Source organism: endosymbiont of Ridgeia piscesae, from assembly GCF_001443665.1.
GTDB lineage: Bacteria > Pseudomonadota > Gammaproteobacteria > Chromatiales > Chromatiaceae > Endoriftia > Endoriftia persephonae.
In genome coordinates, this window is the sequence record NZ_KQ557152.1 from 1 (window position 1) to 19,620 (window position 19,620).

The following is a 19,620-nucleotide window of genomic DNA, read 5'->3' on the forward strand; positions in this document are numbered from 1 at the left end:
GCAATGAATATCGCGGAACAACTTGGAATGGTGGACGCCTATTACGGCAGCTCAGTCTATATGCCTCTGGCCGAAGGCGCTGAGTTCATCGTCAGCCGCTCAATCAGGTCTGGGGAACGGGTATTACGTATCTGTGGACCCAGTAGAGCTGGGTTTGCCTGGCCGGCGTGATCGACCTGTATTCCCGCCGTGTGGTGTGCTGGGTGATGGATCGGCGGATGAAGGAAGAAAGCCCAGGTGATCCAGGCTTTGATGATGGCGATCAAGCTCAGACAGCCGCCACCCGACCTGATTCACCACTCGGACCGCGGTAGTCGCATTTTACTTCCGCTATACGGGAGTGAAAGTGGTCTTCGAGAAGCTGGACGGCTAGATCCGGCGTCATCTGAGAAAGATCCTCTGGAGGCAATGGAAGCACTAGTACTCGCGGGCGAAGATGCTAATGCGATTGGGATTATCTGAGATACGCTCACTGGATGAGCGTTGCCAATGGGTGTGGTCCTTGGTGGAACTCGGGTGCTTCGCACCTGAATCAGGCGCTTTCAAAGAAGCTCGTTGATCGCCTTGGGCTAGTATCGCTGATGGATCAATACCATCGGCTCAAATGTTTTGAATGAACCGCCGTATACGGAACCGTACGTACGATGGTGTGAGAGGAGGGCGGGAGCGATCTCGCTTCCTACTTGATCATGTTGGATGACAGCCCCTCAGCCAAAACTGATCTCAACCCAATATGAGCTTCGATATCACATTCGCTTCCCTTGAGGACGGTGGCGGGGATTTTACGCTCTCCATAGCAAAGCTAGCTCAAGCCCCAAAAGTCGTTTGTAGGGTGAACATCCTTGTTCGTGTCCGATGCATTATCGGTCATCCCTGTGACCCATAATCTACAGGTGATGGACGTCAAAGATTAAGCAGACCTTTCTGATTACAATGTAGGAAATTGACTCGCGTGCCAGATTGAAATCGACCGCCATTCGCGCAAATCGATGATCATCTGGTCAGCGCTTGCTCGGTTTGATGCGGCCAGGCAGGCACAAGGTCTTGGTCCAGTCGAGCGTTCTTTGATCTGTTTGTGGATCTTCGGTCTGATCCGATAGCCTGAATAATGCGTCGCACGGTCGTCGATAGCTGATTTGCAGCTGCAGCCGTTCTGCGCAATCCATTGACGAAGTTAGTGGTGTCCTATCCCGTGTCCGCACCGACCCTTTCGAGAGTCTCTTCCTGTTTGGCGTGTTCGTTGGTTGGGGTGGTGTGTGCATCGACCGCCACGACCTGGCGGTTCTCCGTCAGCAGATGCCTTATGTAGCGCAACTTGGTTTTACCCTTGCGGAAGCTGTGTGTTCTGTTCGTTGATCAATATATGGAGCGTGTTGAAGGGTTTCTCACCATGAAAGTCCCGCAGTGCTTCATGCGGCATCTTGCGGATGCTTTCTGCCTCTACCAGCTGCTTCCGATTCGTTGTGAATATAAAGGAGATTCTAGAGTGGATGCGTTAGAGAGGGGGGAATCAACGAAATGTCAGGTTGTAGCTGAGTCGCTTGAGAAAGATGTGTTCAGTCCGGATTGAGTAGAGGATCTGTGGCAGCTGGGTGCGCAGTAGCAATTCTGGCGGTGTTGGGCGCCTGGTGAGTGAGTAGAGTGCTTCGAGCGCGCGATTGACCACTCTGTGCATTCGCTTGGTTGGTGCGACTGCTGTAACGCTTGTTTGATGGCGAGGTTTGAGGCTTGAAGGGGAGAGGATGCAATTAGAAGGCATTAGGTCTTGACGGGGAGGAAGATGGCCGTATAATGCGCGGCTCTTTCGGGGTGAACGGCGGTTGAGTCGGGCCACGGAGGAGACGGGAAGTGCGCTTCTCGGGGCTGAAAAAAGGGGGTTGACAGACTACCTTAGCTCTGTAGAATACGCGCCTCCAAACGAGATCGCTGCGGCGCTGATCGGGATTCAGGAAAAAGCTCTTGACGCCAGATTAGAGGCCTGTAGAATAGGCGGTCTTTACCGGGCAAAAAGTTCCGGAAGCTCTTTAACAAGTCGGATAGGTAATTTGTGTGGGTACTCCGTTGACTTTGGTGAGGCCAAAGATCGACGAGAGACTCAAGCGTTAATTCGATTGAATTTCGAGTCAAAAAGATTGGCTGCCATAAGCAGCTATCAAACTTAAACTGAAGAGTTTGATCCTGGCTCAGATTGAACGCTGGCGGTATGCTTAACACATGCAAGTCGAACGGTAACGCGGAGAGCTTGCTCTCTGGCGACGAGTGGCGGACGGGTGAGTAACGCGTAGGAATCTGCCCAGTAGTGGGGGACAACTCGGAGAAATCCGAGCTAATACCGCATACGCCCTACGGGGGAAAGCGGGGGATCTTCGGACCTCGCGCTATTGGATGAGCCTGCGTTGGATTAGCTAGTTGGTGGGGTAATGGCCTACCAAGGCGACGATCCATAGCTGGTCTGAGAGGACGATCAGCCACACTGGGACTGAGACACGGCCCAGACTCCTACGGGAGGCAGCAGTGGGGAATATTGGACAATGGGCGCAAGCCTGATCCAGCAATACCGCGTGTGTGAAGAAGGCCTGCGGGTTGTAAAGCACTTTCAATTGGGAAGAAAAGCCTGAGGATAATACCCTTGGGTCTTGACGTTACCTTTAGAAGAAGCACCGGCTAACTCCGTGCCAGCAGCCGCGGTAATACGGAGGGTGCGAGCGTTAATCGGAATTACTGGGCGTAAAGCGCGCGTAGGCGGCTTGTTAAGTCAGATGTGAAAGCCCTGGGCTCAACCTGGGAACTGCATTTGATACTGGCAGGCTAGAGTATGGTAGAGGGAAGTGGAATTCCGGGTGTAGCGGTGAAATGCGTAGATATCCGGAGGAACATCAGTGGCGAAGGCGACTTCCTGGACCAATACTGACGCTGAGGTGCGAAAGCGTGGGTAGCAAACAGGATTAGATACCCTGGTAGTCCACGCCGTAAACGATGTCAACTAGCCGTTGGGCTCATTATAAGGGCTTAGTGGCGCAGCTAACGCGATAAGTTGACCGCCTGGGGAGTACGGCCGCAAGGTTAAAACTCAAAGGAATTGACGGGGGCCCGCACAAGCGGTGGAGCATGTGGTTTAATTCGATGCAACGCGAAGAACCTTACCAGCCCTTGACATCCTCGGAACTTTCTAGAGATAGATTGGTGCCTTCGGGAGCCGAGTGACAGGTGCTGCATGGCTGTCGTCAGCTCGTGTCGTGAGATGTTGGGTTAAGTCCCGTAACGAGCGCAACCCTTGCCCTTAGTTGCCAGCACGTAATGGTGGGAACTCTAAGGGGACTGCCGGTGACAAACCGGAGGAAGGTGGGGATGACGTCAAGTCATCATGGCCCTTATGGGCTGGGCTACACACGTGCTACAATGGCCGGTACAGAGGGCTGCAAACCCGCGAGGGGGAGCCAATCTCAGAAAACCGGTCGTAGTCCGGATCGCAGTCTGCAACTCGACTGCGTGAAGTCGGAATCGCTAGTAATCGCGGATCAGCATGCCGCGGTGAATACGTTCCCGGGCCTTGTACACACCGCCCGTCACACCATGGGAGTGGGTTGCAAAAGAAGTGGGTAGCTTAACCTTCGGGAGGGCGCTCACCACTTTGTGATTCATGACTGGGGTGAAGTCGTAACAAGGTAGCCCTAGGGGAACCTGGGGCTGGATCACCTCCTTTAAAAAGTTTCGCCGGGTCGGCGGAGTACTCACATAAATTACCTATCCACAGTTAAAGCAGATACAGGCCTGTTGCTTGGAGCATCTGTACTGCACTTGAGCAAATTGGGTCTGTAGCTCAGTTGGTTAGAGCGCACCCCTGATAAGGGTGAGGTCGGAGGTTCAAATCCTCCCAGACCCACCAGATTGGAGTTCAGGGGCCATAGCTCAGCTGGGAGAGCGCCTGCCTTGCACGCAGGAGGTCGGCGGTTCGATCCCGCCTGGCTCCACCAAATTCCTGAGTGGGAAGTGTCTAGCGAGAAGGCTAGCCACTTTGCATTTGCGAAGTCTGCTCTTTAAAAATTAGGTTAGATCGCTGATAGGTGATATCGAAAGATATCCTTATCAATTAAGTATCTAAGTTTCTCAAGGCTTAGATACTGGGTATGTTGCATTCGTAACCATTGATCGTATCCCAGAATTTTTGGGGTTATATGGTCAAGTGAGTAAGCGCATACGGTGGATGCCTAGGCGGCAGAAGGCGATGAAGGACGTGGTAGGCTGCGATAAGCCTCGGGGAGTTGTCAAACTAGCTTTGATCCGAGGATTTCCGAATGGGGGAACCCACCTCTTAGGAGGTATCTGCATCTGAATACATAGGGTGTAGAGGCGAACCCGGGGAACTGAAACATCTAAGTACCCGGAGGAAAAGAAATCAACCGAGATTCCCTTAGTAGCGGCGAGCGAACGGGGATTAGCCCTTAAGCGATAGAGTGGTTAGTGGAACGGTCTGGAAAGTCCGGCGATACAGGGTGATAGCCCCGTACACGAAAGCCTATTTATCGTGAAATCGAGTAGGGCGGGACACGTGATATCCTGTCTGAACATGGGGGGACCATCCTCCAAGGCTAAATACTCTCTGCCGACCGATAGTGAACCAGTACCGTGAGGGAAAGGCGAAAAGAACCCCGTTGAGGGGAGTGAAATAGAACCTGAAACCGTATGCGTACAAGCAGTGGGAGCCCCTTCGGGGGTGACTGCGTACCTTTTGTATAATGGGTCAGCGACTTACTTCTCAGTGGCAAGGTTAACCGTATAGGGGAGCCGTAGGGAAACCGAGTCTTAATAGGGCGCCATAGTCGCTGGGAGTAGACCCGAAACCGGGCGATCTACCCATGGCCAGGGTGAAGGTGCGGTAACACGCGCTGGAGGCCCGAACCCACTTACGTTGAAAAGTGAGGGGATGAGCTGTGGGTAGGAGTGAAAGGCTAATCAAGCCCGGAGATAGCTGGTTCTCCTCGAAAGCTATTTAGGTAGCGCCTCGCGTCTCACTCCAGGGGGTAGAGCACTGTTTCGGCTAGGGGGCCATCCCGGCTTACCAAACCGATGCAAACTCCGAATACCTGGAAGTGCAATCGCGGGAGACACACGGCGGGTGCTAACGTCCGTCGTGGAAAGGGAAACAACCCAGACCGCCAGCTAAGGTCCCTAAATCACAACTCAGTGGGAAACGATGTGGGAAGGCATAGACAGCTAGGAGGTTGGCTTAGAAGCAGCCATCCTTTAAAGAAAGCGTAATAGCTCACTAGTCGAGTCGGCCTGCGCGGAAGATTTAACGGGGCTTAAGTTGTGTACCGAAGCTGCGGATGCGTGTTTACACGCATGGTAGAGGAGCGTTCTGTAAGCCTGCGAAGGTGTGTTGTAAAGCATGCTGGAGGTATCAGAAGTGCGAATGCTGACATGAGTAACGATAATGCGGGTGAGAGGCCCGCACGCCGAAAGCCCAAGGTTTCCTGCGCAACGCTAATCGGCGCAGGGTTAGCCGGCCCCTAAGGCGAGGCCGAAAGGCGTAGTCGATGGGAATCAGGTTAATATTCCTGAGCCTGCAGGTGGTGACGAATTCCGGTAGTTACTGTATCGCGTTGGTTGTCGATATGGTGGCGTAGGAGTTCCAGGAAATAGCCCCTGCATATAGACCGTACCCCAAACCGACACAGGTGGGCAGGATGAGTATTCCAAGGCGCTTGAGAGAACTCTGGTGAAGGAACTAGGCAAAATGGTACCGTAACTTCGGGAGAAGGTACGCCCCTCGTAGTGCAAGCTATGGGGGGCCGCAGAGACCAGGTGGCTGCGACTGTTTATTAAAAACATAGCACTCTGCAAACTCGAAAGAGGACGTATAGGGTGTGACGCCTGCCCGGTGCCGGAAGGTTAATTGATGGGGTTAGCGCAAGCGAAGCTCTTGATCGAAGCCCCGGTAAACGGCGGCCGTAACTATAACGGTCCTAAGGTAGCGAAATTCCTTGTCGGGTAAGTTCCGACCTGCACGAATGGCGTAACGATGGCCACACTGTCTCCACCAGAGACTCAGTGAAATTGAACTCGCTGTTAAGATGCAGTGTACCCGCGGCTAGACGGAAAGACCCCGTGAACCTTTACTACAGCTTTGCACTGGACTTTGAGCCTACTTGTGTAGGATAGGTGGGAGGCTTTGAAACCGGAACGCCAGTTTCGGTGGAGCCAACCTTGAAATACCACCCTGGTATGTTTGAAGTTCTAACCTAGACCCGTTATCCGGGTTGGGGACAGTGTATGGTGGGTAGTTTGACTGGGGCGGTCTCCTCCCAAAGAGTAACGGAGGAGCACGAAGGTACCCTCAGCGCGGTCGGACATCGCGCAATGAGTGCAAAGGCATAAGGGTGCTTGACTGCGAGACAGACACGTCGAGCAGGTACGAAAGTAGGTCTTAGTGATCCGGTGGTTCTGTATGGAAGGGCCATCGCTCAACGGATAAAAGGTACTCCGGGGATAACAGGCTGATACCGCCCAAGAGTTCATATCGACGGCGGTGTTTGGCACCTCGATGTCGGCTCATCACATCCTGGGGCTGAAGTCGGTCCCAAGGGTATGGCTGTTCGCCATTTAAAGTGGTACGCGAGCTGGGTTTAGAACGTCGTGAGACAGTTCGGTCCCTATCTGCCGTGGGCGTTCGAGATTTGAGGGAAGCTGCTCCTAGTACGAGAGGACCGGAGTGGACGTATCTCTGGTGTTCCGGTTGTCACGCCAGTGGCATTGCCGGGTAGCTACATACGGACAGGATAACCGCTGAAAGCATCTAAGCGGGAAGCCCCTCCCAAGATTAGATCTCGCTGGACCCTTGAGGTCCCTGAAGGTCCGTTAAAGACTATGACGTTGATAGGCTGGGTGTGGAAGCGCAGTAATGTGTGAAGCTAACCAGTACTAATTGACCGTGAGGCTTGACCATATAACCCCAAACGTTTTGGGATGGTTAAGCGAATGCAACATCCAAGCGATCTAACCGAATGCTGTTCTGCTCCGATAGGAGCAGGACCACTTGTTTGCCTGGCGGCCATAGCGAGTTGGTACCACCCGATCCCATCCCGAACTCGGAAGTGAAACGACTTAGCGCCGATGATAGTGTGGGGTTTCCCCATGTGAAAGTAGGTCACTGCCAGGCGCTTATTCCAAACCCCGGATCAACTATGGTCCGGGGTTTTTTATTGCGTGTAGAATGACGGCTCTCTCAGTCAAAACTGATCCCAATCCATTATGAGCGTCGAGATGACATCCGATTGCCTCGGGGGAGCATCATCCTGATGGGCCTGAGGCTGGTGTCCAAGCGAAAAATTCTGTGGGCCAGCTTGGCTGGTAGTGCAGGAACCAGCGCTGCTTTGGTGGGGCTCTTTTTGATGCTGCTTGGCCTGAATCTACATACCTATACAAAACTGACCGCAGAGCAGGTTCTGGCCAAGGTTATTGTGGGCGAGAAATCAGAGCTGGGACGAGTGTTGATGCTCCGTATCGACGGCAAGCAACCGATTAGGCTGGATATGCCAGGAGAGGAGTGGCAACTTGATGGGCGCTTTTTGAAGTGGAAAGCGTGGGCGGCTCTGCTGGGAAAAACACCAAACGTCCGACTTGAGCGATTTTCCTCTCGTCTGGAGAAGAATGTGCAAGCCGCTTCTGCGCCCGTGATCATCGAACTGATTGAGTCGCCTGGCGCCTGGATCAGTGCCGCAATGAATATCGCGGAACAACTTGGAATGGTGGACGCCTATTACGGCAGCTCAGTCTATATGCCTCTGGCCGAAGGCGCTGAGTTCATCGTCAGCGCAACCATGTCAGGTCTGATTGCGCGGCCAAGCAATGCCCGGGCAGAACAGGCAGTGACAGAATGGAGGTACCGATGATTAGCTATACAGTCGAACTCCTGTCACCGGAGGCGCATCTCTATCAAGTCAGCATCCATATCCCGGATCCTGAACCGCACGGTGTAACCTTTTCTCTGTCGGCTTGGATCCGTGGCAGCTACATGATTCGGGATTTCTCACGACATATCATTATTATCGACGCTGAGGACAGCACAGGTCCGCTTGCGATAAAAAAACTGGACAAGCAGACATGGCGATGCGAGCCGGTCAGTGGCGATCTGACAATCCGCTATCAGGTCTACGCTTGGGATCTGTCAGTGCGAGGTGCTCATATGGATACCACGCATGCCTACTTCAATGGTGCAGCCCTGTTCCTGGCTGTGCACGGTAAGCAGCAAGAGCCACTGACTCTTACCATCAACCGCCCAGCAGGAGAGTGCTATGAGTCATGGCGGGTCGCCGCGGCAATGCGATCGCAGAGCGTCGACGAGCAGGGGTTTGGCAGCTATCTATTGCAGAATTACGAAGAGCTGATCGATCAGCCTGTTGAGATCGGTGTGCACGACGCTTTTGATTTTGCAGTGGCGGGCAAGCCGCATCGCTTTGTCGTGGTGGGCAGACACAGCGCAGACCTGAACCGTCTGAAGAGCGACCTGACCCGAATCTGCAGCCAGCAAGTTGCGTTGTTTGGCGAACTCCCCCTCAACGACTATCTCTTCCTGCTTAGCGTGGTCGGAGAGGGCTATGGCGGGCTTGAGCACCAAAACTCCACTAGCCTGTTGGCCAGCCGCAAGGATCTGCCAGGGCGATACGAAACGGAACCGAGCAAGAACTATCGGCGTTTGCTGGGGCTCTGCAGCCATGAATACTTTCATCTGTGGAATGTCAAACGCATCACCCCTGCGGTGTTCCTCGAGAACGACACGAGCGCGGAAGTCCACACGCGACAGATGTGGGTGTTTGAAGGCATCACCTCCTACTATGATGATCTGATGCTGCTGAAAAGCGGCTGCATTAAGCGTAAAGACTATTTTGAACTGCTGGCCGAAACCGTCACTCGGGTGATGCGCGGCCGCGGGCGTCTGAAACAGACTCTGGAAGAGTCGAGCTTCGATGCCTGGACCAAATTCTACAAACAGGACGAGAATGCCCCGAACGCGATTGTCAGCTACTACGCCAAGGGTGCGCTGTTCGCACTGCTGCTTGATCTACGGATGCGACTCGAAAGTGATGGCGCTAGCTCTCTTGACCACGTTATGCAGGTGATGTGGCACCGCTACGGCAAGCCGGGTATCGGGGTGCCAGAGAGGGGATTTGAGCAAGTGGCGATGGAGGTGACAGGGCTGGATCTAGCGCCGCTGTTTGAGCTTGGCCTGCGCACTACCCAGGAACTGCCCCTGCAGGAGTCGCTGGCGGCGTTTGGTGTACAGATGCGCCTACGTCCCGCAGCCGGCCCGGAGGACAACGGTGGCGTAGTGACTGATGAGCAAGTGGCAGATGCAAAGCCGCGTTCGGTACTGGGTGCCCGCATCAAAGGGCAGGATGCCGGCGAGCAGGTCGTGCAAGTGTATGAGGGTGGTGCAGCGATGGCCGCGGGGATCGCTGCCGGTGACTTGATCGTGGCGGTTGATGGGCTGCGGGTCCGGCAGGGGGAGATCGAAAAACGCATCGCCGTCCTGCCGCCTGGTGAGGTGGTACCGGTGCATGCCTTTCGACGAGATGAGCTGATGCAATTTGAGCTTGTGCCGCAAGTGGCGCCAGCCGATACCTGCGAATTCTATCTACCAGAGGCGATCCCGCCAGCACAGCAGGCGCGGCGCGACGCCTGGTTAAGGAGCCTCTGAATGTATCTGGACGAGCAGAATTGTAAGGCCAAATTTTTCGATGCAAGGCAGAAATCGCAGGTAATAGCCGGATTATTGCCGAGACGTTTAACGCAGCAGCGGGAAATTTGGGCCATAAGACTGCCGTTCATGATTCGTTCAGAGGCTCCTTAAGTGGCGATGCCGACTAGGATCAGACTGCTGCAATTGCTAGCCGACGGGCGCTTTCACTCCGGTGAATCGCTAGCCGTAGCGCTGGGGGTCAGCCGGGCCGCTATCTGGAAACAAGTCCGCCAGTTGCGTGACGCGTTCGGCCAGGATGTTCATGCAGTGCGCGGCAGGGGCTATCGACTCGCCCGACCGCTGGACCTGCTCGATAGCGAACGGATCAGCGCACAGTTCAGCGACGAAATCGGGGTGCAGATCAGCGTCATCCATCTCCATCAGAGCCTGGATTCCACCAACAGCTGGTTGATGGAACAGGCCCGCAAGGGGGCAGCGAATGGTACTGTCTGTCTGGCCGAGCAGCAGTCGGCCGGGCGTGGTCGGCATGGTCGCCGCTGGATCTCACCCTACGGTAGCAACGTCTATCTCTCGCTGCTGTGGCGCTTCGAGCTAGCGCCGATGCGTCTCAGCGGGCTGAGCCTGGCCGCCGGTATTGCTGTGCTGCGCACGCTGCGCGAGTTGGGAGCTGTTGAGGCAGGTCTGAAGTGGCCCAACGACATCCTCTGGCAGCAGAAAAAGCTCGCTGGTCTGCTGCTCGAGGTGTCGGGGGAGTCAGAAGGGCCCGCCCAAGTGGTGCTCGGGGTGGGATTGAATACCCATATGGACGAGCAGGGGGCGGTCATCGATCAGCCCTGGACTGATCTCCGTTCAATCGCCGGCGTCAGGCCCCACACTCGCAATGAGTTGGTCGCGAGCCTGATCGAGAACCTGGTCAGGGTGGCGAATCTTTATGCAAGCGAGGGGCTGCAGCCGTTCATGCAAGAGTGGCACGATGCTGATCTGATGCTGGGCAGACAGGTTGTTGTCCGCAATGCACGGGGCGCGATCCAGGGCCAGCACCGGGGAATCGATGAAAATGGTGCGCTACTACTGGCGGTGGAGGGAGATATCCGCAGCTTTCATGCCGGCGAAGTCAGTCTCCGCTCTGAGGGATCCTGAAGCGTGGAGTTGCTCGTCGATATCGGAAACACCTCGTTTCGTTGGAGTACAGTGGCGGGCCTGGCGGACGGCGCGGTCAGCAGTCAACAGCACCTGGGTGAGCTCACACCACTGCTCGATGCCCAATGGCGGCAGCTGGCAGCGCCTGCAGCAGTTTGGGTAAGCTGTGTCGCAGGTGAGGCAGTGCGGTGTGAGCTGCGTGACTGGTGTACAAAGCACTGGGGACTGAAGCCCGATTTCCTGCGCGCCCAGGCAGCCCAGGGCGGGGTGAAGAGTGGCTATCGACAGCCGGAAACCCTGGGTGTCGACCGTTTTCTTGCATTGCAAGCTGCAAAGTCGCTTTCTGTGACCCCCGTCATTGTCGTAGACTGTGGCACGGCCACCACGATCGATGCTCTGGGGCGGGATGGTACTCATCATGGCGGGTTGATCCTGCCGGGGCTAGAGATGGCAGTCCAGGCCCTGATTCGGGGCACCGACATTCCACCGCCGTCTTCACTCGAGGTCGATGGCCTGTTCGGGGCTGATAGCGGTTCCGGAATTGCTGCTAGTGCGCTGTTTTCGACAGTCGCCCTGATAGAGCGGGCATACGCTGAACTGGAGGCCCGCAGCGGTGAGACGCCGCGCTGCCTGCTGACCGGCGGGGGCGCGCTACGAGTAAGAGAGTGGATCAGGATAGCAACGCGGTATGAACCGCATCTTGTGTTGATGGGAATAGTAATCGCAACAGATCGGAGCAGCCGATGACAAGGTGGCTGTTTTTTATACTGCTTCTGGCCAATATTGGTGCGCTGATCTGGGGCTATCCACGCATGGTCAGCGACCCGGCCCCCGAGCGCGGGGCAGCCGCGCTGGGTAATCTGATGCTGCTCAGTGAGCTGCAGGAGGTTACTGAGCCGGAAACAGGCCGGCCCGTCGAGTCCCTTGACCCGCCGGCAGAACTGCTGCCGGAGAGTGAGCCTTCTGAACTGGCAGCGGTAGACAAAGATGAAGAGGTGGAGGCGGCGCAGCCACCAGTTGCGACGGTAGAGTCGGAACCGCTGGCTGAGGGGGCTGTGCCTTCGCCTGTCGCTGAACCGCAGGTCCCCTTTGCGCCCGTCGCCCCAGAGACGCCGACACTGGCGGCGCCCGCGCCTGAGCAGAAAACGCCAGAGACCCCATCGGCGCCACCGCCGCCCGCCCTTGTCTGCATGAGCGTCGGTCCACTGAATCTGCAATCAGAGGCGGAAAAGCTGCGTCTGCAGCTACTGGCGAAGGGCGTGAAGGCCACGCATAGGTCAGAGTCCGTGCAGGAACAGGCGGGCTTCTGGGTGCTGATCCCACCGCAGAAAAGTCGTGAAAAGGCGGCCGAGCTGGTCAAGCTCCTCAAGTTGGCGGGCATCACGGACCTGTGGCGCTTCACTAGCGGAGAACTGGCCCATGCCATCTCACTGGGGCTCTTCCGCTCCATGGATCGTGCGGTAATCAGACGCAAGGCAGTGGTGGCAAAAGGCTTTGCAGCTGAGGTTCGGCCGCGTTTCCGTGAGAAGAGCCGACACTGGCTCGACTTCTCCTTCCAAGGCGAGCCGCCTCTGCCTGCAGAGGCATGGGCAGCTCTGCTGCGGGAGTATGAGGACGCCAAGCAGGGCCCACGCCCTTGCGACAAACAGGCCGGGTAGGTGTGGAGTCATGGGGGCGGATCGTATATCATTTCCCGTTCCCTCGGCCCAGCTGGTCGTAATGAATGATTCCCGGAGTGATTAAATGGCTCGCGTCACAGTAGAAGATTGTCTGGATTACGTGGATAACCGTTTCGACTTGGTGCTGGTGGCGACCAAGCGGGCTCGCCAGCTGGAGCATGGGGTGGAACCGTTGCTGCCCTGGGAGAACGACAAACCGACCGTGATGGCGCTGCGCGAGATCGCCGACGGTCTGATCACCGGCCAGGATTTGGAGCAGCCAGAGGATGAATCGATGGTGGTGGACGCGACCATCTCCGCACTAGACGCCTCCCTGCTGGGGCAGTAATCCTCTGCTCAAGCGAGTTCATGGTGATTCCGCCTTGATTGGGCGGAGATGGGTCTTGCCTTGAACGGCCCTGTCAGCACAGAATCGTCACATCACTGTGACGGAGTGCTGCATGAGCAACCCCCTTGGACCCACCAAACCATTGACCCCACCCGATCAGGAGGTTCCCCGCTTCCTGATCAGTGACCTCTGCGTCTACCTGGAAAACTATCTCAAGCAGGCGCAGATCCGCGAGGTCTACCGGGCCTATCTGTTTGGCGCTGAAGCCCACTCCGGGCAGCATCGCAAAACCGGCGAACCCTACATCTACCACCCTGTCGCTGTGGCGCGAATCCTTGCCGAGATGCGCATGGACCATAAGTGCCTGATGGCGGCGATCCTGCACGATGTGATCGAGGATACCGATACCGCTCGGGAGCAACTCGTCGAGACCTTCGATGAGGAGATCGCATCGCTGGTCGATGGCGTCTCGAAGCTCTCGAAGATCGACTTCCAGTCCCAGGTGGAGGCGCAGGCGGCGAGCCTGCGCAAGATGCTGCTGGCGATGACCCAGGACATCCGGGTGATCATGATCAAGCTGGCGGATCGGCTGCACAATATGCGCACCCTGGGGGTGATGCGCCCCGGCAAGGCCCGCCGTATCGCCCGCGAGACCCTCGATATCTATGCGCCGATTGCCAATCGGCTCGGCATCAATAGTGTCCGTCTGGAGCTGCAAGAGCTGGGTTTTCACGCCCACTGGCCGATGCGCTACCGGGCCTTGACGCAGGCGGTGGCGGAGGCCCGTGGCCACCACAAGGAGCTGGTCTCGAATGTGGAGGTGGCGTTGCGTAGCCGGCTGGAGCAGGATGAACTGGGGGGGCGGGTCAGCGGTCGGGAGAAGCATCTCTACAGTATCTACCGCAAGATGGCGCAGAAGAAGCTGAGCTTCCACGAGGTGGTGGATGTGTTCGCCTTCCGCATCATCGTCGACAAGGTGGATACCTGCTACCGGGTGCTTGGCGCGGTGCATAATCTCTACAAGCCGATGCCGGGGCGCTTCAAGGACTATATCGCTATCCCCAAAGCGAACGGTTATCAGTCGTTGCATACGGTGCTGTTTGGCCCCCAGGGCATCCCGATCGAGATCCAGATTCGCACCGAGGAGATGGAGCGTCTGGCCGAGTCAGGCATTGCCGCCCACTGGAAATACAAGAGCGATGACGGTGGTGGCCACTGGGCCCAGTCGCGTGCCTCCGACTGGCTCACCAATCTGCTGGAGATGCAGCAGGGGGTGGGCGACTCGGTGGAGTTTCTCGAGCACGTCAAGGTCGATCTGTTTCCCGATGAGGTCTATGTGTTCACCCCGCGTGGTCGCATCATGGTGTTGCCGCAGGGGGCAACGGTGGTGGATTTTGCCTACGCGCTGCACACTGACTTGGGTAATACCTGCGTTGCGGCGCGTATCGACCGCCGTCTGGTGCCGTTGCGCAGTCATCTGCGCAACGGCCAGACGGTGGAGATCATCAACTCCGAAGGGGCCAGCCCGAGTCCCGCCTGGCTCAACTTTGTGGTGACCAGTAAGGCACGCATCAACATTCGCGCCTTCCTGCGCAATCTGCAAGGGCAGGAGGCGGTGGAGCTGGGGCGGCGTCTGCTGGAGCGGGAACTGCAGAGCTTCTCGCTGAATCTCTACGAGTTGGAGCAGAAGCACATCGACGCGCTGCTGGAGGAGTACCGGCTCGACGATCTGGATGAATTGCTGGCGGAGGTGGCGTTGGGCAACCGGATGCCGGTGCTGATCGCGCGGCGTCTGGTGGGGGATGATGTGCCGGCCGATGGGACTCCGGAGAAGACCGAGAAGTCGGCCGGCCCGCTAGCGATCAAGGGCACCGAAGGGATGGTGGTGAAGTATGCTAAGTGTTGCCGGCCGATTCCGGGGGATGCGATCGTTGGTGTGTTCAATCCCGGTAAGGGCATCGTGGTGCATCGCCAGGGTTGTCCCAATCTGGGTGAGTATGCCAAGCATGGCCACAAATGGATCGACGCCGAGTGGGAGCCTGAGGTGGACGGTGACTTCTCCACCGAGATCCGGGTCGAGGCAGGCAACCGGCGTGGTGTGCTAGCGACGGTGGCCGCGACCATCTCAGAGGAGGGCTCGAACATTGAGAATGTGCTTTCCGAGGAGCGCGATGGCCTCTCCACAACCCTGACCTTTGTCATCACCGTGCGTAACCGCCGCCATCTGGCGCGGATCATGCGGCGGGTCAAGACACTCTCTTCGGTGCTGAAGATCAACCGGCAGAATATCTGAGATCTGGGGAGCTTCAGCAAGTCCCCTGTTATGCGGGGCCTGGATAGTTAAGCTGAAACTGGTTGCAGGGCATGTTTCAACCGGTCATTGAAGAGAAAACGGTTGGGTAGGTTGGTCAATGAGTCGTAGTGGGCCAGTTTTTCAAATGCCTCGGTGCGCTCTGCAACCTTCAGTTCGAGTAGCTCCCGGTCAAACTCGAGCGCCGTGTTCTGTTCTTCCAGCCGTTGCCTCTGCCGTTTGATGACCTGTCTCTGATCCTCCGCTCGTTTGGCGTGTTTCGCCAGGTCGGTTGAGAGATCAGCCAGCTCTTGGCGGCTGTTGTTCATGTCATGGATAGTCTCAACCAGCAGCCGGGATTTGGCCTGCGAGAGATTGGCGAGACAGTGCGTGCACAGGGTCTTCTCCACCAGGTTTTTATTGATATCCTGAACGTTGGTGACATGCTGTGAAGCAACCTGAACAATGTTCTCTGTCATCGATCGGGGCCGTTTTCGATCAGGTCGATGCCGCAGGGCTGGGCCTATCATTAGCCACGTCCAGATTCAGCGGTGCGCAGGCTCCAGAGAGTTTTCTAAGGTCGAATTACTAGCGGCCGACCGCTGTGCTAGAGTCTCCGTCCAACCATTCTATCTACTGAGGATCACTCTATGAGCCGTGAGATCATCCGCACCGATCAGGCACCGCAAGCCATTGGTACCTACTCCCAGGCCGTCAAGTGCGGTACCACTGTCTATCTGTCAGGTCAGATCCCGCTGCTGCCTGAGACCATGGAGATGGTGGAGGGAGAGATCGAGCAGCAGATCCGTCGCGTCTTCGATAATCTGCAGGCGGTAGCTCGTGCCGCGGGTGGCAGCCTGGCGGATGTGGTTAAACTGAATGTCTTTCTCACTGATCTCGGTAACTTCCCGGTGGTTAATCAGGTGATGGCCGAATATTTTAGCGAACCCTATCCGGCACGGGCGGCGATCGGCGTGGCGGGACTGCCGAAGGATGCGGGGGTTGAGATGGATGCGGTGATGGAGCTGCAGGGTTGATCCTCAGCCTGCAGGTCTGAGCTGGATAGGGATGCATGATAAATATCTATGGGGTCCGCATTTTGACGGGGCCATATCTGTCTGCCATACAGGAGATTGCAGCATGAAATTGATAGGTCGGTCTTTTCTATTAGGCGCTGTTGCCGCGCTCGTTCTGAGCCTGGCCCTGCCGTCGGCAGCCTTTGCCGGTAAGCGATATGTGTTCAGTGGTGGCCCCGCCGGTGGCACCTTTCAGGTGGTGGCGAATGCGGTGCAGGTCTATGGGCCGGTGAAGAAGAACTCGGCCTACAAGGTCAAGGCCCAGTCTTCGGCCGGTTCGGTAGAGAACCTGCGCAAGGTCAATAAGGGGCGCGCCCACTTTGGCGTGGTCTATTCGGGGCATGTCTATCTCGGTCGAGAAGGACGCCTGAAAAATGACAAGAAAAAATATGAGGATGTCCTAGCAGTCTCTTACCTCTATGGCGCCCCGGCTCAGCTGGTGGTGCGCAAGGGTTCCGGCATCAAGAGCGTGAAGGATCTGGTGGGCAAGAAGGTGGGGGTGGGTAATGCCGGCTCCGGCGCCTTTGCCAACTGCGAACTCTTCTTCTCCCACATGGATGTTTGGGACAAGATCAAGCGCAACGCCATGGGCTACAACGATGCGGCTCAGGCCTTCGGCAATAAGCAGCTGGATGCCTTCTGGCTCTTCACCGCCTTCCCCAGTGGCGCGGTAATCATGGCGGCACAGACCAATGATATCGATCTGATTGATCTGCAGGCCGATGCCAACGTGAGCGGTTTCTTCAAGCGTTACCCCTACTTCTCCGAGCTGTCGGTACCCGCCGGCACCTATCGGGGTGTGGACCACGAGGCCCCGTCATTCCAGGATTCAGCGCTGTGGGTGGCCAACGCCAAGGTGCCCGATGATGTGGTCTATGACATGTTGTCGAAGATCTATACCGATGAGGGCCTAGCCCACATGCGCAGCCAGAAGAAGACCTTCAAGGAGATGAGTATCAAGACCGGCGTCAACGGTATTGTGACGCCCATGCACCCCGGTGCGATCCGCTTCTGGAAAGAGAAGGGATTGCTCTGAGCTGCCGATAACAATAAAAGGACGGACTCAATCGGGTCCGTCCTTTTTGTTTGGGCAATGGTTAGTAGGAGAGGCACATGTTCGAGAAGCTGCATCACATTGAGCAGAAGGTGTTTGATCTGCTGGCAGTGGCCTTGGTCCTTTTCTACGCCTATTCAGCTGTTCTTGAACCCGCCGCCACCCAATTCCATCGCGGCATCTATATTGTTATCACCTATGTGTTGGTGTTCCTGCTCTACCGTTCGAAAACGCCTGTTGGCCGGGCAGTTGATTATCTGCTGATCCTACTCTCCATCGTCACCATCGGTTACTGGATCTACAACTTCGAGGTGATTAACTACCGGGCGGGGGCGGAGACCGAGCTGGATCAAGTCATCGCCATGGTGGGCGTGTTGCTGGGAGTGGAGCTGGCGCGTCGGGTGGTGGGCAATATCTTTGTCGTGATCGGCTCCATCATGCTGCTCTACGGGATCTATGGCGATTACATGCCAGAGTTGATCTCCCACGCCGGTGACACCTTTCCCGACCTCTGTACCTCGATCTTCTACAAGAGCGACGGCGTGTTCGGCATCATGGCCAACGTGTTGGCCACCTACATCCTGTTGTTTGTGGTGTTTGGGGCGTTTCTGGAGACGAGCGGGGCGCAGCGCTTCTTTATCGATTTCCCCCTGGCGGCGGTGGGCCACAAGCTGGGTGGCCCGGCCAAGGTCTCGGTGATCGCCAGCGGCCTGTTTGGCTCGATCTCCGGTAGCGCTATCGCCAATACCGTCTCCACCGGGGCGTTTACCATCCCGATGATGAAGAAGGCGGGTTTCAAACCCCATGTGGCGGGGGGGATCGAACCTGCCGCCTCCATCGGCGGTATGTTCATGCCGCCGGTGATGGGCGCCGGTGGCTTCATCATGGCGGAGATGACGGGTCTGCCCTATTCACAGATCATGCTGGTGGCGCTGTTTCCCGCCTTCATGTACTTCTTCAGCGTCTTCGTGATGGTTCACTACGAGGCGAAGAAGTACAACATCGTCGGCGAACGTTCGAAGGAGAGTGCCGGGGAAATCCTGAAGAAGGAGTGGTTCTACACCCTACCTCTGGTGGTGATCAGCATTCTGATGCTGATGGGTTATTCGCCGGGCTATTCGGCGATCCTCGGCATCCTTACCTCGATCATCACCAGCTGGTTTCGCAAGGAGACCCGCATCGGTCCCAGGCGCTTCGTCGTGGCGGCGCGTAACGGTGCGGAGAATAGCCTCAAGATCGGCGCCACGGTGGGGGTGATTGGCATCATCATCGGCGTGCTGACCTACTCGGGCCTGGTGCTGACCTTTGCCGATATCGTCATCGAACTGGCAGATGGACGTCTGTTCCTCACCATCCTGCTAATCGCACTGGCCTCCCTGGTGCTCGGTATGGGGGTGCCGGTGACGGCGGCCTACCTGATCACCGCAGTGGTGGCGGTGCCGGCCCTGACTCACTTGGGGGTCAATGAGCTTGCCGCCCACATGATCGTCTACTGGCTCTCCCAGGACTCCAACATCACACCGCCAGTCTGTATCGCCGCCTTCGCCGGCGCCACCATCGCCAAGGCGAACATGTGGAAGACGGCGTTCACCGCCTTCAAGTTCGCCAAGTTTCTCTATCTGGCGCCGTTCCTGTTTGGCTATGTGCCAGAGTTCTCTCTGAACGGCACACCGTGGGATATCGCCATCGTCTTTGTGCTGATCCTGTTCGGCACCTACGCTTACGCCTGGTTGCTCAGCGGTATTTGGCTGCAATGGTTCAAAAAGGCGGATGTTTGATGGGGGGATCCTGCAGGGGCATTGTACGCGTGGTTTGCACGGGAGCCTCTGAATAAATCTGGGCTGTAAGGCTGCCGTTCATAATTCGTTCAGAGGCTCCCAATGCAACATAATCGGCTAGGATTAGTGGCAGGAATCGGATTCTATTCAATGGGTTCGGGGAGGGGGACGGGATCCTGATGGACGATACTTTTCGCAGGCTGGTTGAGATCAACGTCATGGGGCGGGTGATGGCGGCCTGCAGCGCCCGGGGTATCAGCGATCCTGGTCTGTTGGCGCAATATAACTCCACCGTGCTGCAGGCGATCCAGGCAAGCATGAGTGATGTGTGCACACCGGCCGAGTTTGATGAGATTCTAAGGCGCCAGATGGAGTGGCTGGAGCAAGAGTTCGACTCCAGCCTGCAGCAGCTTACAGTTCCTCCCCGGCAGCCGGAGGCGGAAGCTGACACTGAGGAGCCCCCAGAATCAGAATCAGAGCCAGAGCCAGAGCCAGAGCCAGAGCCAGAGCCAGAGCCAGAGCCAGAGCCAGAGCCAGAGCCAGAGCCAGAGCCAGAGCCAGAGCCAGAGCCAGAG

General features: G+C 56.8%; 13 protein-coding genes, 2 tRNA genes, 3 rRNA genes and 1 pseudogene. 16 read left to right on the forward strand and 3 right to left on the reverse strand.

The features are described 5' to 3' along the window. Positions 1-1,185: 1,185 nt before the first annotated feature. Positions 1,186-1,314 carry a hypothetical protein gene (locus tag Ga0074115_RS17130; protein ID WP_269747091.1) on the reverse strand — a complete coding sequence of 43 codons (129 nt, stop codon included), beginning with the start codon at positions 1,312-1,314 and terminating at the stop codon, positions 1,186-1,188. Positions 1,315-1,510: 196 nt separating this feature from the next. Next, on the reverse strand, positions 1,511-1,666 hold the full coding sequence (locus Ga0074115_RS16365) for a transposase (RefSeq protein ID WP_157292796.1): 156 nt from the start codon (positions 1,664-1,666) through the stop codon (positions 1,511-1,513). A 494-nt stretch (positions 1,667-2,160) separates the two neighbouring features. Between Ga0074115_RS16365 and Ga0074115_RS14055 the strand changes: the two genes are divergently transcribed. The 12 genes from Ga0074115_RS14055 (at position 2,161) to spoT (ending at position 15,140) form a co-directional block, all read left to right on the forward strand. Continuing rightward, a 16S ribosomal RNA gene (locus Ga0074115_RS14055) occupies positions 2,161-3,703 on the forward strand. A gap of 106 nt (positions 3,704-3,809) precedes the next feature. After that, positions 3,810-3,886, forward strand: a tRNA-Ile gene (locus Ga0074115_RS14060). Between the two features lie 12 nt (positions 3,887-3,898). Next, positions 3,899-3,974 (forward strand) — tRNA-Ala (locus Ga0074115_RS14065). A 203-nt stretch (positions 3,975-4,177) separates the two neighbouring features. Next, positions 4,178-6,946 (forward strand): 23S ribosomal RNA (locus Ga0074115_RS14070). A gap of 97 nt (positions 6,947-7,043) precedes the next feature. Then, positions 7,044-7,159, forward strand: a 5S ribosomal RNA gene (rrf, locus tag Ga0074115_RS14075). Together the 16S, 23S and 5S rRNA genes with 2 tRNA genes alongside form the textbook arrangement of a ribosomal RNA operon. Before the next feature lie 139 nt (positions 7,160-7,298). Next, on the forward strand, positions 7,299-7,892 hold the full coding sequence (locus Ga0074115_RS14080) for a hypothetical protein (RefSeq protein WP_057955385.1): 594 nt from the start codon (positions 7,299-7,301) through the stop codon (positions 7,890-7,892). After that, entirely contained in the window at positions 7,889-9,697 is a 1,809-nt protein-coding gene (locus tag Ga0074115_RS14085) for a M61 family metallopeptidase (RefSeq protein WP_057955396.1), read from the forward strand. Before Ga0074115_RS14080 ends, Ga0074115_RS14085 begins: the two co-directional genes overlap by 4 nt. A 159-nt stretch (positions 9,698-9,856) precedes the next feature. After that, positions 9,857-10,840, forward strand: coding sequence for a bifunctional biotin--[acetyl-CoA-carboxylase] ligase/biotin operon repressor BirA (gene birA / locus Ga0074115_RS14090; protein ID WP_232433117.1), 984 nt, complete (start codon positions 9,857-9,859; stop codon positions 10,838-10,840). A 3-nt stretch (positions 10,841-10,843) separates the two neighbouring features. Further along, entirely contained in the window at positions 10,844-11,587 is a 744-nt protein-coding gene (locus Ga0074115_RS14095; RefSeq protein ID WP_060528644.1) for a type III pantothenate kinase, read from the forward strand. After that, the gene (locus tag Ga0074115_RS14100; RefSeq protein ID WP_057955387.1) at positions 11,584-12,498 is read left to right on the forward strand and encodes an SPOR domain-containing protein; all 915 of its coding nucleotides are present in this window, start codon (positions 11,584-11,586) and stop codon (positions 12,496-12,498) included. Before Ga0074115_RS14095 ends, Ga0074115_RS14100 begins: the two co-directional genes overlap by 4 nt. Before the next feature lie 85 nt (positions 12,499-12,583). Beyond that, entirely contained in the window at positions 12,584-12,847 is a 264-nt protein-coding gene (rpoZ, locus tag Ga0074115_RS14105) for a DNA-directed RNA polymerase subunit omega (protein ID WP_057955388.1), read from the forward strand. A gap of 112 nt (positions 12,848-12,959) precedes the next feature. Then, positions 12,960-15,140, forward strand: a complete 2,181-nt coding sequence (gene spoT, locus Ga0074115_RS14110) for a bifunctional GTP diphosphokinase/guanosine-3',5'-bis pyrophosphate 3'-pyrophosphohydrolase (protein WP_057955389.1) — start codon at positions 12,960-12,962, stop codon at positions 15,138-15,140. Positions 15,141-15,187: 47 nt separating this feature from the next. Here spoT and Ga0074115_RS14115 read toward each other — a convergent pair whose 3' ends face one another. Continuing rightward, positions 15,188-15,616, reverse strand: a complete 429-nt coding sequence (locus tag Ga0074115_RS14115; protein WP_232433118.1) for a GGDEF domain-containing protein — start codon at positions 15,614-15,616, stop codon at positions 15,188-15,190. 171 nt (positions 15,617-15,787) lie between these two features. Here Ga0074115_RS14115 and Ga0074115_RS14120 point away from each other — a divergent pair, with 171 nt between their 5' ends. The 4 genes and pseudogenes from Ga0074115_RS14120 to Ga0074115_RS14135 all read left to right on the forward strand — a co-directional run. Then, the gene (locus Ga0074115_RS14120; RefSeq protein ID WP_005965949.1) at positions 15,788-16,174 is read left to right on the forward strand and encodes a RidA family protein; all 387 of its coding nucleotides are present in this window, start codon (positions 15,788-15,790) and stop codon (positions 16,172-16,174) included. 103 nt (positions 16,175-16,277) lie between these two features. Further along, positions 16,278-17,249: a TAXI family TRAP transporter solute-binding subunit gene (locus Ga0074115_RS14125; RefSeq protein ID WP_057955390.1), complete on the forward strand. Its 972-nt coding sequence runs from the start codon at positions 16,278-16,280 to the stop codon at positions 17,247-17,249. A 77-nt stretch (positions 17,250-17,326) separates the two neighbouring features. Further along, the gene (locus Ga0074115_RS14130; RefSeq protein ID WP_057955391.1) at positions 17,327-19,045 is read left to right on the forward strand and encodes a TRAP transporter permease; all 1,719 of its coding nucleotides are present in this window, start codon (positions 17,327-17,329) and stop codon (positions 19,043-19,045) included. Between the two features lie 179 nt (positions 19,046-19,224). Then, positions 19,225-19,620 (forward strand): annotated as a pseudogene (locus tag Ga0074115_RS14135) (hypothetical protein); the annotation flags it as partial.

Bases quoted from the DNA above. Each gene is read 5' to 3' on its own strand.
- Ga0074115_RS14080 (WP_057955385.1), top strand. From the start codon at position 7,299: ATGGGCCTGAGGCTGGTGTCCAAGCGAAAAATTCTGTGGGCCAGCTTG.
- Ga0074115_RS14085 (WP_057955396.1), top strand. From the start codon at position 7,889: ATGATTAGCTATACAGTCGAACTCCTGTCACCGGAGGCGCATCTCTAT.
- birA (WP_232433117.1), top strand. From the start codon at position 9,857: ATGCCGACTAGGATCAGACTGCTGCAATTGCTAGCCGACGGGCGCTTT.
- Ga0074115_RS14100 (WP_057955387.1), top strand. From the start codon at position 11,584: ATGACAAGGTGGCTGTTTTTTATACTGCTTCTGGCCAATATTGGTGCG.
- rpoZ (WP_057955388.1), top strand. From the start codon at position 12,584: ATGGCTCGCGTCACAGTAGAAGATTGTCTGGATTACGTGGATAACCGT.
- spoT (WP_057955389.1), top strand. From the start codon at position 12,960: ATGAGCAACCCCCTTGGACCCACCAAACCATTGACCCCACCCGATCAG.
- Ga0074115_RS14115 (WP_232433118.1), bottom strand. From the start codon at position 15,616: ATGACAGAGAACATTGTTCAGGTTGCTTCACAGCATGTCACCAACGTT.
- Ga0074115_RS14120 (WP_005965949.1), top strand. From the start codon at position 15,788: ATGAGCCGTGAGATCATCCGCACCGATCAGGCACCGCAAGCCATTGGT.
- Ga0074115_RS14125 (WP_057955390.1), top strand. From the start codon at position 16,278: ATGAAATTGATAGGTCGGTCTTTTCTATTAGGCGCTGTTGCCGCGCTC.
- Ga0074115_RS14130 (WP_057955391.1), top strand. From the start codon at position 17,327: ATGTTCGAGAAGCTGCATCACATTGAGCAGAAGGTGTTTGATCTGCTG.